Origin of the sequence: Arthrobacter sp. G.S.26 (assembly GCF_050847375.1) — a bacterium.
Taxonomy (GTDB): Bacteria; Actinomycetota; Actinomycetes; order Actinomycetales; family Micrococcaceae; genus Arthrobacter.
Map to the genome: position 1 here is coordinate 3715773 of NZ_CP193752.1, position 14147 is coordinate 3729919.

The 14147-nt window shown below is 65.2% G+C and carries 12 protein-coding genes; 8 read left to right on the plus strand and 4 right to left on the minus strand.

Going from position 1 to position 14147, the window contains the following annotated elements:
* Positions 1 to 201 precede the first annotated feature (201 nt).
* Positions 202 to 2166, plus strand: a complete 1965-nt coding sequence (locus ACRB8A_RS17105) for a BCCT family transporter (protein WP_432245192.1) — start codon at positions 202 to 204, stop codon at positions 2164 to 2166.
* Between the two features lie 188 nt (positions 2167 to 2354).
* Here ACRB8A_RS17105 and ACRB8A_RS17110 read toward each other — a convergent pair whose 3' ends face one another.
* The 3 genes from ACRB8A_RS17110 to ACRB8A_RS17120 form a co-directional block, all read right to left on the minus strand.
* Entirely contained in the window at positions 2355 to 2585 is a 231-nt protein-coding gene (locus ACRB8A_RS17110) for a hypothetical protein (RefSeq protein ID WP_285241893.1), read from the minus strand.
* Between the two features lie 5 nt (positions 2586 to 2590).
* On the minus strand, positions 2591 to 3484 hold the full coding sequence (gene pdxS, locus ACRB8A_RS17115) for a pyridoxal 5'-phosphate synthase lyase subunit PdxS (RefSeq protein WP_432245193.1): 894 nt from the start codon (positions 3482 to 3484) through the stop codon (positions 2591 to 2593).
* Between the two features lie 102 nt (positions 3485 to 3586).
* Complete coding sequence (locus ACRB8A_RS17120; RefSeq protein ID WP_050687827.1) at positions 3587 to 4267, minus strand: GntR family transcriptional regulator; 681 nt, start codon at positions 4265 to 4267, stop codon at positions 3587 to 3589.
* 123 nt (positions 4268 to 4390) lie between these two features.
* Between ACRB8A_RS17120 and purU the strand changes: the two genes are divergently transcribed.
* The 4 genes from purU to ACRB8A_RS17140 all read left to right on the plus strand — a co-directional run bounded on the left by purU (position 4391) and on the right by ACRB8A_RS17140 (position 9459).
* Positions 4391 to 5305 (plus strand): formyltetrahydrofolate deformylase, encoded by a 915-nt coding sequence (gene purU / locus ACRB8A_RS17125; RefSeq protein WP_432245194.1) that lies wholly within the window; start codon positions 4391 to 4393, stop codon positions 5303 to 5305.
* 53 nt (positions 5306 to 5358) lie between these two features.
* Positions 5359 to 7851, plus strand: a complete 2493-nt coding sequence (locus tag ACRB8A_RS17130) for a GcvT family protein (protein WP_056595493.1) — start codon at positions 5359 to 5361, stop codon at positions 7849 to 7851.
* A 112-nt stretch (positions 7852 to 7963) separates the two neighbouring features.
* Positions 7964 to 8590: a cyclodeaminase/cyclohydrolase family protein gene (locus ACRB8A_RS17135; RefSeq protein ID WP_432245195.1), complete on the plus strand. Its 627-nt coding sequence runs from the start codon at positions 7964 to 7966 to the stop codon at positions 8588 to 8590.
* Entirely contained in the window at positions 8587 to 9459 is an 873-nt protein-coding gene (locus ACRB8A_RS17140) for a bifunctional 5,10-methylenetetrahydrofolate dehydrogenase/5,10-methenyltetrahydrofolate cyclohydrolase (RefSeq protein WP_432245196.1), read from the plus strand. The genes ACRB8A_RS17135 and ACRB8A_RS17140 overlap by 4 nt, the downstream gene beginning before the upstream one ends.
* On the opposite strand, the gene ACRB8A_RS17145 is transcribed toward ACRB8A_RS17140, so the two are convergent.
* Positions 9456 to 10106, minus strand: coding sequence for a GntR family transcriptional regulator (locus ACRB8A_RS17145; RefSeq protein WP_056595813.1), 651 nt, complete (start codon positions 10104 to 10106; stop codon positions 9456 to 9458). The genes ACRB8A_RS17140 and ACRB8A_RS17145 overlap by 4 nt on opposite strands.
* Positions 10107 to 10323: 217 nt before the next feature.
* On the opposite strand from ACRB8A_RS17145, the gene ACRB8A_RS17150 reads away from it, so the two are divergent.
* From ACRB8A_RS17150 to folE, 3 genes are read left to right on the plus strand one after another with little or no spacing between them, the layout of a single operon-like run.
* On the plus strand, positions 10324 to 11184 hold the full coding sequence (locus tag ACRB8A_RS17150; RefSeq protein WP_056595498.1) for a methylenetetrahydrofolate reductase: 861 nt from the start codon (positions 10324 to 10326) through the stop codon (positions 11182 to 11184).
* A 13-nt stretch (positions 11185 to 11197) separates the two neighbouring features.
* Positions 11198 to 13525, plus strand: coding sequence for an FdhF/YdeP family oxidoreductase (locus ACRB8A_RS17155; protein WP_050687822.1), 2328 nt, complete (start codon positions 11198 to 11200; stop codon positions 13523 to 13525).
* On the plus strand, positions 13522 to 14121 hold the full coding sequence (gene folE, locus ACRB8A_RS17160; RefSeq protein WP_285240499.1) for a GTP cyclohydrolase I FolE: 600 nt from the start codon (positions 13522 to 13524) through the stop codon (positions 14119 to 14121). Before ACRB8A_RS17155 ends, folE begins: the two co-directional genes overlap by 4 nt.
* Positions 14122 to 14147 lie beyond the last annotated feature (26 nt).

Consider the following 14147-nt stretch of genomic DNA (forward strand, 5'->3'; position numbering starts at 1 on the left):
CGTCCTCCGCACGAAGGACGGTTGAATCCTGCCACCGACGACCCCTGTACCCAGCGGTTTTGGGCTGCGTGAGAGCAAGCAGGATTCCCGACGGCAACACCATGGTTATCGCCCCGGCCAAGGCCCACAATCCCCACCCGGCCCACCCCCAAAGACCATGTTCATCGCACGCCCATGACTCGCCGAGCAAAGGACCCGCTCATGGCCATTAATAGTGAAGTATCAACCCCTAAACCTAACGAGCTTCCCGCCGACGTCAACGCGGCGGGCTCGCCCATCCCGCCGGACCCGGAAGACGCCGGTGCATCAGCCGGTTTGCCTGACGCGGAAGAGCACGCGCAGATCATGGAGGAGCTGCGCAGCGCCAGGACTGAGCGGGCTGTTGCGGACCGCCGCAACCACAAACTCACCCTGGATAAAGTCACCTTTGGCATCACGGGCGCGATTGCCATTGCGTTTGTGGTCTGGGGCTTTGTAGGGCGGGACAGCCTGTCCGCCAGCTCAACAACCGCCCTGAACTGGGTGATGGAGTACACCGGCTGGCTCTTTATGCTCCTGGCCTCCCTGTTCGTCGTCTTCGTCCTCTGGCTCGCGATGGGCAAATTCGGGAACATCCCCCTGGGCAAAGACGGCGAAAAACCCGAATTCCGGACCGTGTCCTGGGTCGCCATGATGTTCGCCGCCGGCATGGGCATCGGCCTGATGTTCTACGGCGTCGCCGAACCCCTCTACCACTACGTCTCACCCCCACCAGGGACCGTGGACGGCCGCACCCCCGCCGCCATCCAAACCGCCATGGCCACCTCAATCTTCCACTGGACCCTGCACCCCTGGGCCATGTACGCCGTGGTCGGCATCGCCATGGCCTACGGCACCTACCGCCTGGGCCGCCGGCAACTGATCTCCCTCGCCTTCACCTCACTCTTCGGAGTCCGCGTCGTCGAAGGACCCGTCGGGAAATTCATCAACATCCTGGCCATCTTCGCCACCCTCTTCGGCACCGCCGCGTCCCTGGGCCTGGGCGCCCTGCAAATCGGCAGCGGCATGACCTCCAACGGCTGGTTCGGACAAATCGGCACCCCCGTCCTCGTGGTCATCGTCGCCATCCTGACCCTGTGCTTCGTCGCCTCCGCCGTCTCCGGCATCAGCCGCGGCATCCAATGGCTCTCCAACATCAACATGATCCTCGCCGTCGTCCTGGCACTCATCGTGTTCCTCGTCGGACCCACCCTGTTCATCCTGAACCTCATCCCCTCCGCCGTCGGCGACTACGTCCGGGACCTCGCCGAAATGTCCTCCCGCACCGAAGCCGTCGGCGATGACGCCCTCCGCACCTGGCTCTCCGGCTGGACCATCTTCTACTGGGCCTGGTGGATCTCCTGGACACCCTTCGTAGGCCTCTTCATCGCCCGCATCAGCCGCGGCCGCACCATCCGCCAATTCGTCACCGGCGTCCTCCTGGTCCCCAGCGTCGTGAGCATCATCTGGTTCGCGATCTTCGGCGGCGCCGCCATCAACATCCAACAACAAGCCGACACAAACAACACCCCCGGCCTGGTCACCATGACCAACGGCAGCCCCTCCATCAACTTCGACGGCTCCCTCTTCGACCTCGTCAAAAACCTCAGCATGCCCGACTGGGCCACCGCCGCCGTCATCATCCTCGCCATGGTCCTCGTCGCCATCTTCTTCATCACCGGCGCCGACGCCGCCTCAATCGTCATGGGCTCCCTCAGCTCCAACGGCGCAGAACACCCCCGCCGCCCCATCGTCATCTTCTGGGGCTGCCTCACCGGCGCCGTCGCAGCCGTCATGCTCCTCGCCGGCGGCGACGTCCCCTCCGAAGCCCTCGCCGGACTCCAACGCATCACCATCGTCGCAGCACTACCCTTCGTCATCGTCATGCTCCTCCTCTGCGCAGCCCTCACCAAAGACCTCCGCCGCGACCCCCTCTCCCTCCACCGCCGCCTCGCCACCTCCGTCGTCGAACGCGCCATCCGCACCGGCGTCGAACAACACCGCGGCATCCAATTCGACCTCGTCACCCGGCACGATTCCGAGAATTGTACGGACGCCGACTGCTCCGGTGGGACCCCAACCGGAAGCATCCCCACAACCAGGGCGCCTGCCAACCGCGATAGGGCGGACAGGACAGACCTCAGTTGAGCCGAAGTCCTGTCCCCGGCGCCAGTGGCACCGGGGACAGGACTCTGCGCGTTAAACCGCAACCAGCGTGGCCTGACGCCGTCGGGACCGCCAGTCAATGCCGGGCATCAGGACGGGCACGAACAAACGCCAAAGCCCCGGCGGACACGGGTCCGGCCGAGGCCTTGGCAGTCAGGATATCTGCGGGTTCAGGCCCATATCTGGTAGCCACTGAATTTATCGAACAGGCGCCGGGTATCGGCGCCGGCGCCGGCGATCCAGAGCACCGAGTCATCGTCGGCAGCCTGATCAACAATGCCGGTGGCAATGTGCTCCCCCTGCATCCATACCTCAACGGTGCGCCCGGTCAGCTGTGACCAGTCCTCCCGCCTGCCACGTCCCGTGGCGGTTTTCACCGGGCGCGTCCCCAGCATGGTCATGTCCGCTACCAGCCGCGTTCTGCGAGGCGGTGTGGCTGCGGGATCTCGTCGACGTTGATGCCCACCATGGCCTCGCCCAGGCCGCGGGAGGCCTTGGCGATGACGTCGGGGTCATCGAAGAACGTGGTGGCCTTGACCACGGCGGCGGCGCGCTGGGCGGGGTTGCCGGACTTGAAGATGCCGGAACCGACGAACACGCCGTCAGCGCCGAGCTGCATCATCATGGCAGCATCGGCCGGGGTGGCGATGCCACCGGCGGTGAACAGCACCACGGGCAGCTTGCCGGCAGCGGCGACTTCCTTGACCAGTTCGTACGGGGCCTGCAGTTCCTTGGCCGCAACGTACAGCTCGTCCTCGGGCAGGGCCGCGAGCTTGGCGATCTCGGAACGGATCTGGCGCATGTGGCCGGTGGCATTGGATACGTCGCCGGTGCCGGCCTCGCCCTTGGACCGGATCATCGCCGCGCCCTCGTTGATGCGCCGCAGTGCCTCACCCAGGTTGGTGGCGCCGCAGACGAACGGGACCTTGAAGTTCCACTTGTCGATGTGGTTGACGTAGTCGGCCGGGGTCAGGACCTCGGATTCGTCGATGTAGTCAACACCGAGGGACTGCAGGACCTGGGCTTCGACAAAGTGGCCGATCCGGGCCTTGGCCATGACCGGGACGGACACGGCATCGATGATGGCGTCAATCATGTCGGGATCGGACATGCGGGAGACGCCGCCCTGGGCGCGGATGTCGGCCGGCACGCGTTCCAGGGCCATCACGGCCACGGCACCGGCGTCCTCGGCGATGCGGGCCTGTTCAACGTTGACAACGTCCATAATGACGCCGCCCTTGAGCATCTCGGCCATGCCGCGCTTCACCCGGCTGCCGCCGGTAAGAGGTACACCAACCATGATTTCTCCTGGTCTCGGGTCTAATATCCTTTTGATATATTAGTTCGGAGATCAAGTATCCTACCCGCCAAGAGGGGTGTCAACAGCTTTCCATGCCCCGGCCTACGCGGCGAAGAGTGCCTGCCGGACAGCATGTTCAAAGCCGCTGACGTGGACGCGCGCCAGCTCGGCCGCCCTGTCCTCATCGCCGTCAATCACGGCAGCCAGGAGGTCCAGGTGCTCCCGGACATGGTGGGAGAGATCCGGCAGCCGGTCAAGGACCATGCACCAGATCCGGGTGGCAAGGTTGTCGTACCGGATCAGGACATCCTCCAGGTGCGGGTTTGCTGCCGCCGCATAGATACCCCGGTGGACACTGGCGTCAAGGCGCAGGGTCTCCACCACCGAGGCGGAGCCCACGTCATAGGCTTCGACCTCGGCCACCACGCTGCGCAGGTGCGCCCGGGTTGCCGGCGACGCCACCCGCGCTGCACGGGCGGCAGCCAGGGGCTCCAGCTGGGCCCGGATCTCGGAGATGAACGCAAGGTCCGTCACCTCCACCCTCGTGGCGAAGGTTCCGCGGCGGGGGTAGGTGACCACCAGGCGGTCCAGCTCGAGGCGCTTCAGGGCCTCCCGCACGGGCGTGCGCCCCACGCCAAGGTCCTTGGCGAGGAGGTCGTCGTTAAGCAGGTCGCCGGGCTTGATATCCAGCATCACCAGGCGGTCCCGGATCTTGGCGTACGCAACGTCCGCCAGCGACTTTCCAACTGTTGCATCCGCAAATGCCAGATATTCAAATGCCACGGCGGCACCCCCTCTTCCCTTGGGCCACGAATGCCTATTGACCGCACCCAATGACCAGTATACGCTAGGTCACAATTCTAATATATCAGTTTAGAACCTAGGAATATATCTGAAGGAGGACCCGTGACCCTCGTGGATACCGGCTCATCTGCAAGCACCCTGACCAAGCCTCATGCAGCATCGGAGACGCCGGTGCAGAAGTTCGTGCTCACACTGTCGTGCGGCGAACGCGCTGGCATCGTGCAGGCAGTCACCACCTTCCTGTTTGAACGCGGCTTCAACATCGACGAGCACCAGCAGTTCGACGACGGCCTGCGCCAGACACTGCACCTCCGCACTGCTTTTTCCCAAACCTCTGCGTACTCGCCGGACCAGCTCGAAGAAGAGTTCCGGCCCATCGCTGAGCGGTTCGACATGAAGTTCAGCTTCCATGACCAAACCAAGCAGCGCGTCCTGGTTATGGTCTCAAAGTTTGGCCACTGCCTCAATGACCTGATCTTCCGCTGGCGCGGTGGCAGCCTGGGCGGGGACCTCGTCCTGGTGGTTTCCAACCACGAAACCCACCGGGCAATGGCGGAGGCCGCCGGACTCGAGTTCGTCTACATCCCGGTGACGCCTGACACGAAGGCGGACGCGGAGCGTCAGCTGCTGGACCTGGTGGACGAGCACCACATCGACCTCGTGGTGCTGGCACGCTACATGCAGGTGCTTTCCAACGACCTTTGCCGCTCCCTGGAGGGAAGGGCCATCAACATCCACCATTCCTTCCTCCCCGGCTTCAAGGGCTCCCGGCCTTACCACCAGGCCTACGACCGTGGCGTCAAGCTCGTCGGTGCCACGGCGCACTACGTCACTGCGGACCTGGACGAGGGCCCGATCATCGAGCAGGAAGTAATCCGGGTGGACCACACGTACGGACCCACCACCCTTTCGACCATCGGTCAGGATGCGGAAGCACTGGCCCTGTCCCGCGCCGTGCGCTGGCACTGTGAACACCGCGTGCTGCTGGACCAAACCAGCACCGTGGTATTCCGGTAACCACCAGCAAAACCCGGCATCGCCCACACACGAACATCAGCAGGAGAAACCACATGGCATCGACGCCTCGCATTGTCATCATCGGAGCTGGAATCGTTGGCACCAACCTCGCCGACGAACTTGTCACCCGCGGGTGGAACAACATCACGGTCCTGGACCAGGGTCCCCTCAACATGCCGGGCGGCTCCACGTCCCACGCCCCCGGCCTGGTCTTCCAGACCAACGCTTCCAAGTCCATGGCACTGTTCGCCAAGTACACCGTGGAGAAGCTCCTTTCCCTCACTGAAGACGGCGTCAGCTGCTTTAACCAGGTGGGCGGCCTGGAAGTGGCCACCACGGAGACCCGCCTGACCGACCTCAAGCGCAAGCTCGGTTATGCCGCTGCCTGGGGCATCGAAGGCAAGATCCTCAGCCGCGCCGAGTGCAAGGAGCTTTACCCCCTGATCAACGACGAGGACATCCTGGGCGGCCTCCACGTTCCCTCCGATGGCCTGGCCAACGCCGCGCGCGCCGTGCAGCTGCTGATCAAGCGGACCGAAGCCGCCGGCGTAACGTACCTGGGCAACACAGAGGTCACCGGCATCGAACAGTCCGGCCAGCGGGTCACGGGCGTCGAGACGCCCGACGGCGTGATCCCGGCTGACATCGTGGTCTCCTGCGCCGGATTCTGGGGCGCAAAGGTCGGCGAACTGATCGGCATGTCGGTCCCGCTCCTTCCCCTGGCCCACCAGTACGTCAAAACCACTCCGGTCCCCGCGCAGGAGGGCCGCAACCCGCTGCCGAACGGCGCCACGCTGCCGATCCTCCGCCACCAGGACCAGGACCTCTACTACCGCGAGCACGGCGACCGCTACGGTATCGGCTCCTACGCCCACCGGCCCATGCCCGTGGACCTGGACGAGCTGGGCAAGTACGAGCCCAGCAGCATCAGCGAACACAACATGCCTTCCCGGCTCGACTTCACACTCGAGGACTTCCTCCCGGCATGGGAAGCCACCAAGCAGCTGCTTCCTGCCCTGCGGGAAAGCGAAATCGAAGACGGCTTCAACGGCATCTTCTCCTTCACCCCCGACGGCGGTTCGCTGGTGGGCGAGTCGAAGGAACTGGACGGCTTCTTCGTCGCCGAAGCCGTGTGGGTAACCCACTCCGCCGGCATCGCCCGCGCCGTGGCCGAACTGCTGACCACCGGCAAGTCCTCCATCGACCTCGGTGACTGCGACATCCACCGCTTCGAAGAGGTCCAGCTGACCCCCGAATACGTCAGTGAAACCTCCCAGCAGAACTTCGTGGAAATCTACGACGTCCTGCACCCGCTGCAGCCCAAGCTTTCCCCGCGCAACCTCCGGGTGAGCCCGTTCCACGCCAGGCACAAGGCCCTGGGCGGAGTCTTCCTCGAAGGCGCCGGCTGGGAGCGTCCCTACTGGTTCGAAGCCAACGCCGACCTCCTCAAGGAGATGCCTGCCGATTGGCAGCCGCCGGCCCGCGACGCCTGGTCGGCCATGTTCAGCTCACCCATCGCCGCCGCGGAAGCGTGGAAGACCCGTACGGCAGTGGCCATGTACGACATGACCCCGCTCAAGCGCCTCGAGGTCTCCGGCCCCGGAGCCATGAAGCTGCTGCAGGAGCTGACCACCGCCGACATGTCCAAGAAGCCCGGCGCCGTCACCTACACCCTCCTGCTGGACCACGCCGGTGGCGTCCGAAGCGACATCACCGTGGCCCGTTTGAGCGAAGACACGTTCCAGCTCGGCGCCAACGGAAACATCGACACCGCCTACTTCGAGCGGGCCGCCCGCCACCAGACCGAAAACGGCACGGCCAGCGACTGGGTCCAGGTCCGCGACACCACCGGCGGGACCTGCTGCATCGGCCTCTGGGGCCCCCTCGCCCGGGACCTCATCGGCACCGTCAGCAACGACGACTTCTCCAACGACGGCCTGCGCTACTTCCGGTCCAAGAAGGTCGTCATCGGCGGCGTCACCGTCACCGCCATGCGCCTGTCCTACGTTGGCGAACTGGGCTGGGAACTGTACACCAGCGCAGACAACGGCCAGCGCCTCTGGGACGCTCTGTGGAAGGCTGGCCAGCCGTTCGGCGTCATCGCCGCAGGCCGCGCCGCGTTCAGCTCACTGCGCCTGGAAAAGGGCTACCGCTCATGGGGCACCGACATGACCACCGAGCACGATCCCTACGAAGCCGGCCTTGGCTTCGCCGTGAAGATGACCAAGGACGACTTCGTCGGAAAGGCCGCGCTGGAAGGCCGCTCCGAGGAGAGCTCCACCCGCCGGCTCCGCTGCCTGACCGTCGACGACGGACGCAGCATTGTGCTGGGCAAGGAACCGGTGTTCTACAAGGACCAGGCAGTTGGCTACGTCACCAGCGCGGCCTACGGCTACACCGTTGCCAAGCCAATCGCCTACGCCTACCTGCCGGCTGCGGTGTCCGTGGGAGACGCCGTGGAAATTGAGTACTTCGGCCGGCGTATCCAGGCCACCGTTACGGCTGATCCGCTGTACGACCCCACCATGTCCAGGCTCCGCGGCTAACAGTCCGCAGGGCCATCCACCAGGGACGCGGCGCGGACCCTCCCCTCGCAACCGGGGTCCGCGCCGCGTCCCTTCCCTTCGGGCATACCCAGCCCCAGCCAGGAACGGACCCATGATCAGTTCAGAAACAATCTCCGATTATCTCGCCAGGCTTGCGGCCCGCCACCCGACTCCCGGCGGAGGCGCAGCAGCGGCACTTCACGCTGCCCAGGGCGCCGCGCTGGTCGCCATGGTTGGCCGCTACACCACCGGCGGCAAGTACGAGCAGCACGCCGGGACCGTGCAGCGCATCATCGAAGTTGCCGACCGGCTCCGCGATGAGGCCCTGCACCTTGCCGACGCCGACGAGGTCGCCTTCCAGGGCGTCATTGACGCCTACAAGCTCCCCACCGATACCGAGGCACTCAAAACCGCGAAGGCGGCGGGAATCCGGGACGCCCTCGTCCGGGCTGCCCGGACCCCCGCGCAGCTCATTACGCTCGCCGGAGAAGTGGTGGACCTTGCAGCCGAACTGTTCGAGGTAGCCAACGCCAGCGTCATCAGCGACATCGCCGCCGCTGCCGACGCCGCACGGGCAGCCGCAACAACCGCCCGCATCAACATCGACATCAACGTCGTGGCCATCAAGGACCCCGGGGTGCGCACGGCGCTGTCGGAACAAACAGACGGACTCGAAGAAAAGACCGTCCTGGCCGCGGACAGGCTCGTGGCACGCGTCCGCGAAAGGATCCTCAGTTGAACACTGCATTGCTCTCCGGGAAGAGCCTGGCCGGGCTGATCAAGCAGCGGGCCCAGGACGAAGCCCGCGCCCTGGAAAACGACGGCCTGCACCCTACCCTCGCTGTTGTGGTGGCCACGGACGACGAATCAACGCACTGGTACGTCCGGTCCATTGAGCGGGCAGCGGAACGCGCCGGCGTCGGCTGCCGGATCATTGACCTGGGCCACGACGCCACCGAGCAGGCACTGGCCAGCGTGCTGGGGGACTTGAGCTCTGAGCCGTCCGTCAACGGCATCATCCTGCAGACCCCCCTGCCCCGGGGCGTCCGGATCGATGAGCTGGTGGGCATGATCGCCCCGGAGAAGGACATCGACGGTGCGAACCCCTTGAGCCTGGGCCGCCTGGCCGTAGGCCAGCCGGCGTTCGCTCCTGCCACCGCACGCGCCGTGGTGGAGATCCTTGACCACTACGACATCCCCGTGGCGGGGCGGAACGTTGTTGTGGTTGGCCGTTCCGCTGTGGTGGGAAAGCCGCTGGCCCTGCTGCTGCTCGAAAGGGACGCCGCCATCACGGTGTGCCACTCGAAGTCGGGTCCTTTGGAGACGTACACCAGGGCCGCTGACATCGTGGTGGTCGCCGCCGGACGGACGGGCCTGCTGACCGGCGGCCACGTGTCTGCCAAGGCAGTAGTGATCGACGTCGGGACCAACGTCCTGGCCGACGGATCCCTGGTGGGCGATGTGGATGAAACAAGCGTCCGGGGCGTCGCAGCTGCGCTGACTCCCGTTCCCGGGGGCGTCGGCTCCGTCACCACGGCGCTGCTGCTGCTGCACACTGCAGAGGCCGCCCGGGCGCAGTCACTGGCCGGCCGGCTTCCCGTGGGTTAGAGGACCGCCCGGATCAGGTTCTCGAATTCAGAGACGTGCTTGGCGGTCAGCCGGGCAGAGGCTTCAACGTCTCCATCGGCGATGCATTCAAGCAGCTCGATGTGTTGGGCAATGTGTTCCGAGACCGGAGGCAGCTTTTCCAGGACGAGGCTCCAGATCCTGGTGGCCAGGTTGTCGTAGCGGATCAGGACGTCTTCCAGGTGCCGGCTCCCCGCCGCCCGGTAGATGGTCCGGTGGACCCTCATGTCCAGGCGCATAAGGTCCCGCTGCGCCAACCGGCCGGCCAGGAGCTGGTCCACCTCCCGGGCGAACTCCTTCAGTTCCTGCTTCACCCTGGGCGAGGCCACCCGCGCGGCCCGCGCCGCTGCGGCTGGTTCCAGCAGCTGACGGATCTCGGAGATTTCGGCCATGTCCGTAATATCCACTCCGGAGGCGAACGTCCCCCGGCGAGGGTAAGCCACCACCAGGTGATCGCCTTCCAGCCGTTTCATGGCTTCCCGGATCGGCGTGCGGCCAACACCGAGCCGCCGGGAGATAACGTCGTCGTTGAGCGGCTCTCCCGGCTTGATGTCCAGGACGATCAGTTCATCGCAAAGAACCCGGTAGGCGTAGTCGGCAAAAGTCTCGTCGTCCTGGCGTGGCGGCACCTCAGCGCCGCCGGTTTCGACGGGTAGTCCGCTGCTGCTGTTCACGTTCAGGTCCCTTCGACCGTATGACGGAGCCTTGACTGGGACGCTCCAGGAACATAGTATTCCCAGATCTAATATATCAATAAATCCGGATAGAAATGTCAGGATTGCCTTTGCAAATGTGCCGGTTGCCGCACACTGGAGGCAGCCCAGGTCCACCAAAGAACGGAGAACGATGAGCCACGGAGCTGTGCCGCAGGTGCGGCTGGAAGTCGTTCCCTCTGCCGACCTGCTGGAGCGGCTCCCCGCCGTTTTCGGAGCGCCCGGTTTGGTCAGCGTGACATGCCTTCCGCACCACGGCCCCGAGCGGACCGTCGCGGCGTCAATCGAGCTCGCCGCGCACGGCTACCGGACGGTGCCCCATCTCGCTGCGCGGAGCATCACCAGCCATGACGGACTGACCGGGATGCTGGAGCAGTTGCAGGCCGCCGGGATCCAGGACTTGTTCGCTGTTGCCGGCGACCGCCGGAGCCCTGCCGGTCCTTACGCGTGGAGCGGGCAGCTTCTCGAAGCCATCAAGGCCTTTTCACCTGACATGTCCGTGGGCATCGCCGGCTACCCCGAGGGCCACCCCGGGCTCAGCGCGGACCAGCTGAAGCACAGCCTTGAAGCCAAGGCGCCCCTGGCCTCCTGCATGGTCACGCAGATGTGCTTCTCCGCGAAGACCATCGGCCAGTACTTCAGGACGCTCCGCAGCAGCGGAATCGAGCTGCCTGTCTGGGTGGGCGTACCGGGCCCGGTTTCCACCAAAAAGCTCCTGACCATGGGCGCACGCCTGGGGGTGGGCCGCTCCCTCAAGCTGGCCCGCGGGACCGGCATGGCCCGCGCACTGTGGAAGCGGCATGACCTCCTGCACTATGACAGTTCCCAACTGATCCGCGACGTCCACCGGGAACTGGCAGGGGACCCCTTGTTTGCCGGCTTCAATGTGTACGCCTTTAACGACTTCCACAATCTGCCCGGACTCCTCCAGGGCGCTCCCCTGGCTTTGCCGACCGGCACGGCCCCCGACCCGATTTTTCCCGCCCGGACCTGAAGGGATAGTCCACATGGCTTCGAAGGCCCCCCGCGACAACATCGATGAGTCAAAGCTGACTCTGACCAAACCCAAAAAAACGGCCGTCGGCATACCCGCCGTCGCCAACGCCCTGAAAATTTCGCTCCAGCAGATGGGACCGCTGCGCAGCGTGCAGACGCTGCTGGCCGTGAACCAGGTGGACGGCTTCGACTGCATGGGCTGCGCGTGGCCTGAACACGAGAAACGCAACGCTGCCGAGTTCTGCGAAAACGGCGCCAAAGCCGTGGCCGAAGAGGGTACCCGCCGGCGCGTCACCCCGGAGTTTTTCGCCCAGCACTCCATCGCCAGCCTGAAGGAACGCGACGACTACTGGCTGGGCCAGCAGGGCCGCCTGACCCACCCGATGTTCCTGGATGCGGGTGCCACCCACTACCGGCCCATCGCATGGGACGAAGCCTACGACCTGGTGGCCCAGGAACTGAGGGACATGGACAATCCCGACCAGGCGGTGTTTTACACTTCCGGCCGGACTTCGAATGAAGCAGCGTTCGCGTACCAGCTCCTGGTGCGCGGGCTGGGCACCAACAACCTGCCGGACTGTTCCAACATGTGCCACGAGTCCTCCGGCTCGGCCCTCGTTGAAACCATCGGGATCGGCAAGGGTTCCGTCAGCCTGCACGACCTGGAGACAGCGTCGCTGATTTTTGTGGCCGGCCAGAATCCGGGGACCAACCACCCGCGGATGCTCAGCGCACTGGAGAAGGCGAAGAAAAACGGCGCGTACATCATCTCCGTCAACCCGCTCCCCGAGGCAGGCCTGCTGCACTTCGAAAACCCGCAGCACGTCTCCGGCATGGTCAAGGGCATCCAGCTGACGGACGACTTCCTGCAGATCCGGGCCGGCGGTGACCAGGCCCTGTTCCAGGGGCTGGGCAAGTACCTCCTCGAGGCCGAGGCGCAGGGCCGGAACACCCCCGGCCTGTCCACCGTCCTGGACCACGGATTCATCAATGACCACACGGTGGGCCTTGATGATTACCTGCGATACCTCGAAAAGGCCGAATGGGATGACATCGTTGAGGCCACCGGGCTGACACTGGAGCAGATCCACGCGGCCGGCGAGCGGCTCCTGGCCTCAAGCGCCACGATCGTCTGCTGGGCCATGGGCCTGACGCAGCACAAGCATTCCGTCCCCACCCTCAAGGATGTCGTCAACGTCCTGCTGCTCCAGGGCAACATCGGCAAGCCCGGCGCCGGAGTGTGCCCGGTCCGTGGCCATTCGAACGTCCAAGGCGACCGCACCATGGGCATCTTCGAGAAGATGCCGGAGGCATTCCACGACCGGCTGGACCACGAGTTCGGGTTCCGCTCCCCCCGGGAACACGGCTTTGATACCGTGGCAGCCATCCGTGCCATGCGCGACGGCAAAGTCCGCGTGTTTGTGGGAATGGGTGGCAACTTTGTCAGGGCAGCGCCGGATTCCGAGGTCACGGAGCAGGCCCTGGCCAACACACGCCTGACCGTACAGATCTCCACCAAACTGAACCACTCCCATGTGTCCACGGGCCAGCGGGCCCTGATCTTGCCGACCCTTGGGCGCACGGAAAAAGACACCCAGGCCACCGGCGACCAGCGGGTCACCGTGGAGGATTCCATGAGCGCCGTCCACGCCTCGCGCGGACGCATCAAGCCTGCCAGCGAGCATCTCCACTCCGAGGTGGCGATTGTCTGCAACCTCGCCGCGAAACTCTTCACCGACAGCAACAACATCCCGCTGCCCAACACCCCCAAAGCCGCTTGGCTTTCGCTCCGGGACGATTACACCCTGATCCGGAAGCACATCGAAGCCGTCTTTGACGGTTTCGAGGACTTCGAGGCACGGATCCAGCATCCGGGCGGGTTCGTCCTGCCGCACCCGCCCCGGGATGCCAGGAAGTTCGACACTGCCTCCGGCAAGGCGCACTTCACGGGCAATGAACTGGAGTACCTCAAGGTCCCCGAGGGCCGGCTTATCCTCCAGACACTGCGCTCACACGACCAGTACAACACCACCATCTACGGCAAGGACGACCGCTACCGCGGGATCCATGGCGGCCGGCGCGTGGTCCTGGTCAACGAAAACGACATCACAGAGCTGGGCTTCGCTGACGGCGAGATGGTCCACCTGATCTCCGAATTCCAGGGCATCGAGCGCCGCGCGGAGAACTTCCGCATCGTTTCGTATTCCACCCCCAAGGGGTGCGCGGCCGCCTACTATCCCGAAACCAACGTCCTGGTGCCGCTGGAATCGGTGGCGGACACCAGCGGAACCCCCACGTCCAAGTCGGTCGTCGTCCGCCTCGAAAGGGCCGGACAATGAGCGCCGCCACGGCGACGGCCCTGCCCACCAAGGGCGTGGACCTGGTCCGCGCGGAACGGGCCATCCGCGAATACCTGCTGGCCATCGGCGAGGACCCTGACAGGCCCGGCCTGGTGGACACACCTGCCCGGGTGGCCCGGGCGGCAGGGGAAATGTTTGGCGGCCTCCACGAGGATCCCCTGGCCGTGCTGGATAAAACCTTCGACCTTGGCCATGGCGAAATGGTCATCGTCAAGGACATTCCCTTCTACTCAACCTGCGAGCATCACCTGGTGCCCTTCCACGGGGTGGCCCATGTTGGCTACATCCCGTCGGCGGAGGGGCTGGTTACGGGGCTGAGCAAGCTGGCCAGGCTGGTTGACGTCTACGCCCGCAGGCCGCAGGTCCAGGAGCGGCTCACCACCCAGGTGGTGGATGCCCTGGTGACTTCGCTGCGGCCCCTCGGGGCGATCGCCGTGGTGGAATGCGAACATCTCTGCATGTCGATGCGGGGAATCCGCAAACCGGGTGCCAAGACGATCACTTCCGCCGTGCGCGGCGAACTGCGGCTTCCGGCAGCCCGGGCTGAGGCGCTCAGCCTGATCCACGGCCGGTAGGAACCTCTGGACAGGCCTTCACGGCC

What these genes read in the sequence shown, in the direction of transcription:
- ACRB8A_RS17105 (WP_432245192.1), top strand. Translation starts at nt 202, where the DNA reads ATGGCCATTAATAGTGAAGTATCAACCCCTAAACCTAACGAGCTTCCC.
- ACRB8A_RS17110 (WP_285241893.1), bottom strand. Translation starts at nt 2,585, where the DNA reads ATGACCATGCTGGGGACGCGCCCGGTGAAAACCGCCACGGGACGTGGC.
- pdxS (WP_432245193.1), bottom strand. Translation starts at nt 3,484, where the DNA reads ATGGTTGGTGTACCTCTTACCGGCGGCAGCCGGGTGAAGCGCGGCATG.
- ACRB8A_RS17130 (WP_056595493.1), top strand. Translation starts at nt 5,359, where the DNA reads ATGGCATCGACGCCTCGCATTGTCATCATCGGAGCTGGAATCGTTGGC.
- ACRB8A_RS17135 (WP_432245195.1), top strand. Translation starts at nt 7,964, where the DNA reads ATGATCAGTTCAGAAACAATCTCCGATTATCTCGCCAGGCTTGCGGCC.
- ACRB8A_RS17150 (WP_056595498.1), top strand. Translation starts at nt 10,324, where the DNA reads ATGAGCCACGGAGCTGTGCCGCAGGTGCGGCTGGAAGTCGTTCCCTCT.
- ACRB8A_RS17155 (WP_050687822.1), top strand. Translation starts at nt 11,198, where the DNA reads ATGGCTTCGAAGGCCCCCCGCGACAACATCGATGAGTCAAAGCTGACT.
- folE (WP_285240499.1), top strand. Translation starts at nt 13,522, where the DNA reads ATGAGCGCCGCCACGGCGACGGCCCTGCCCACCAAGGGCGTGGACCTG.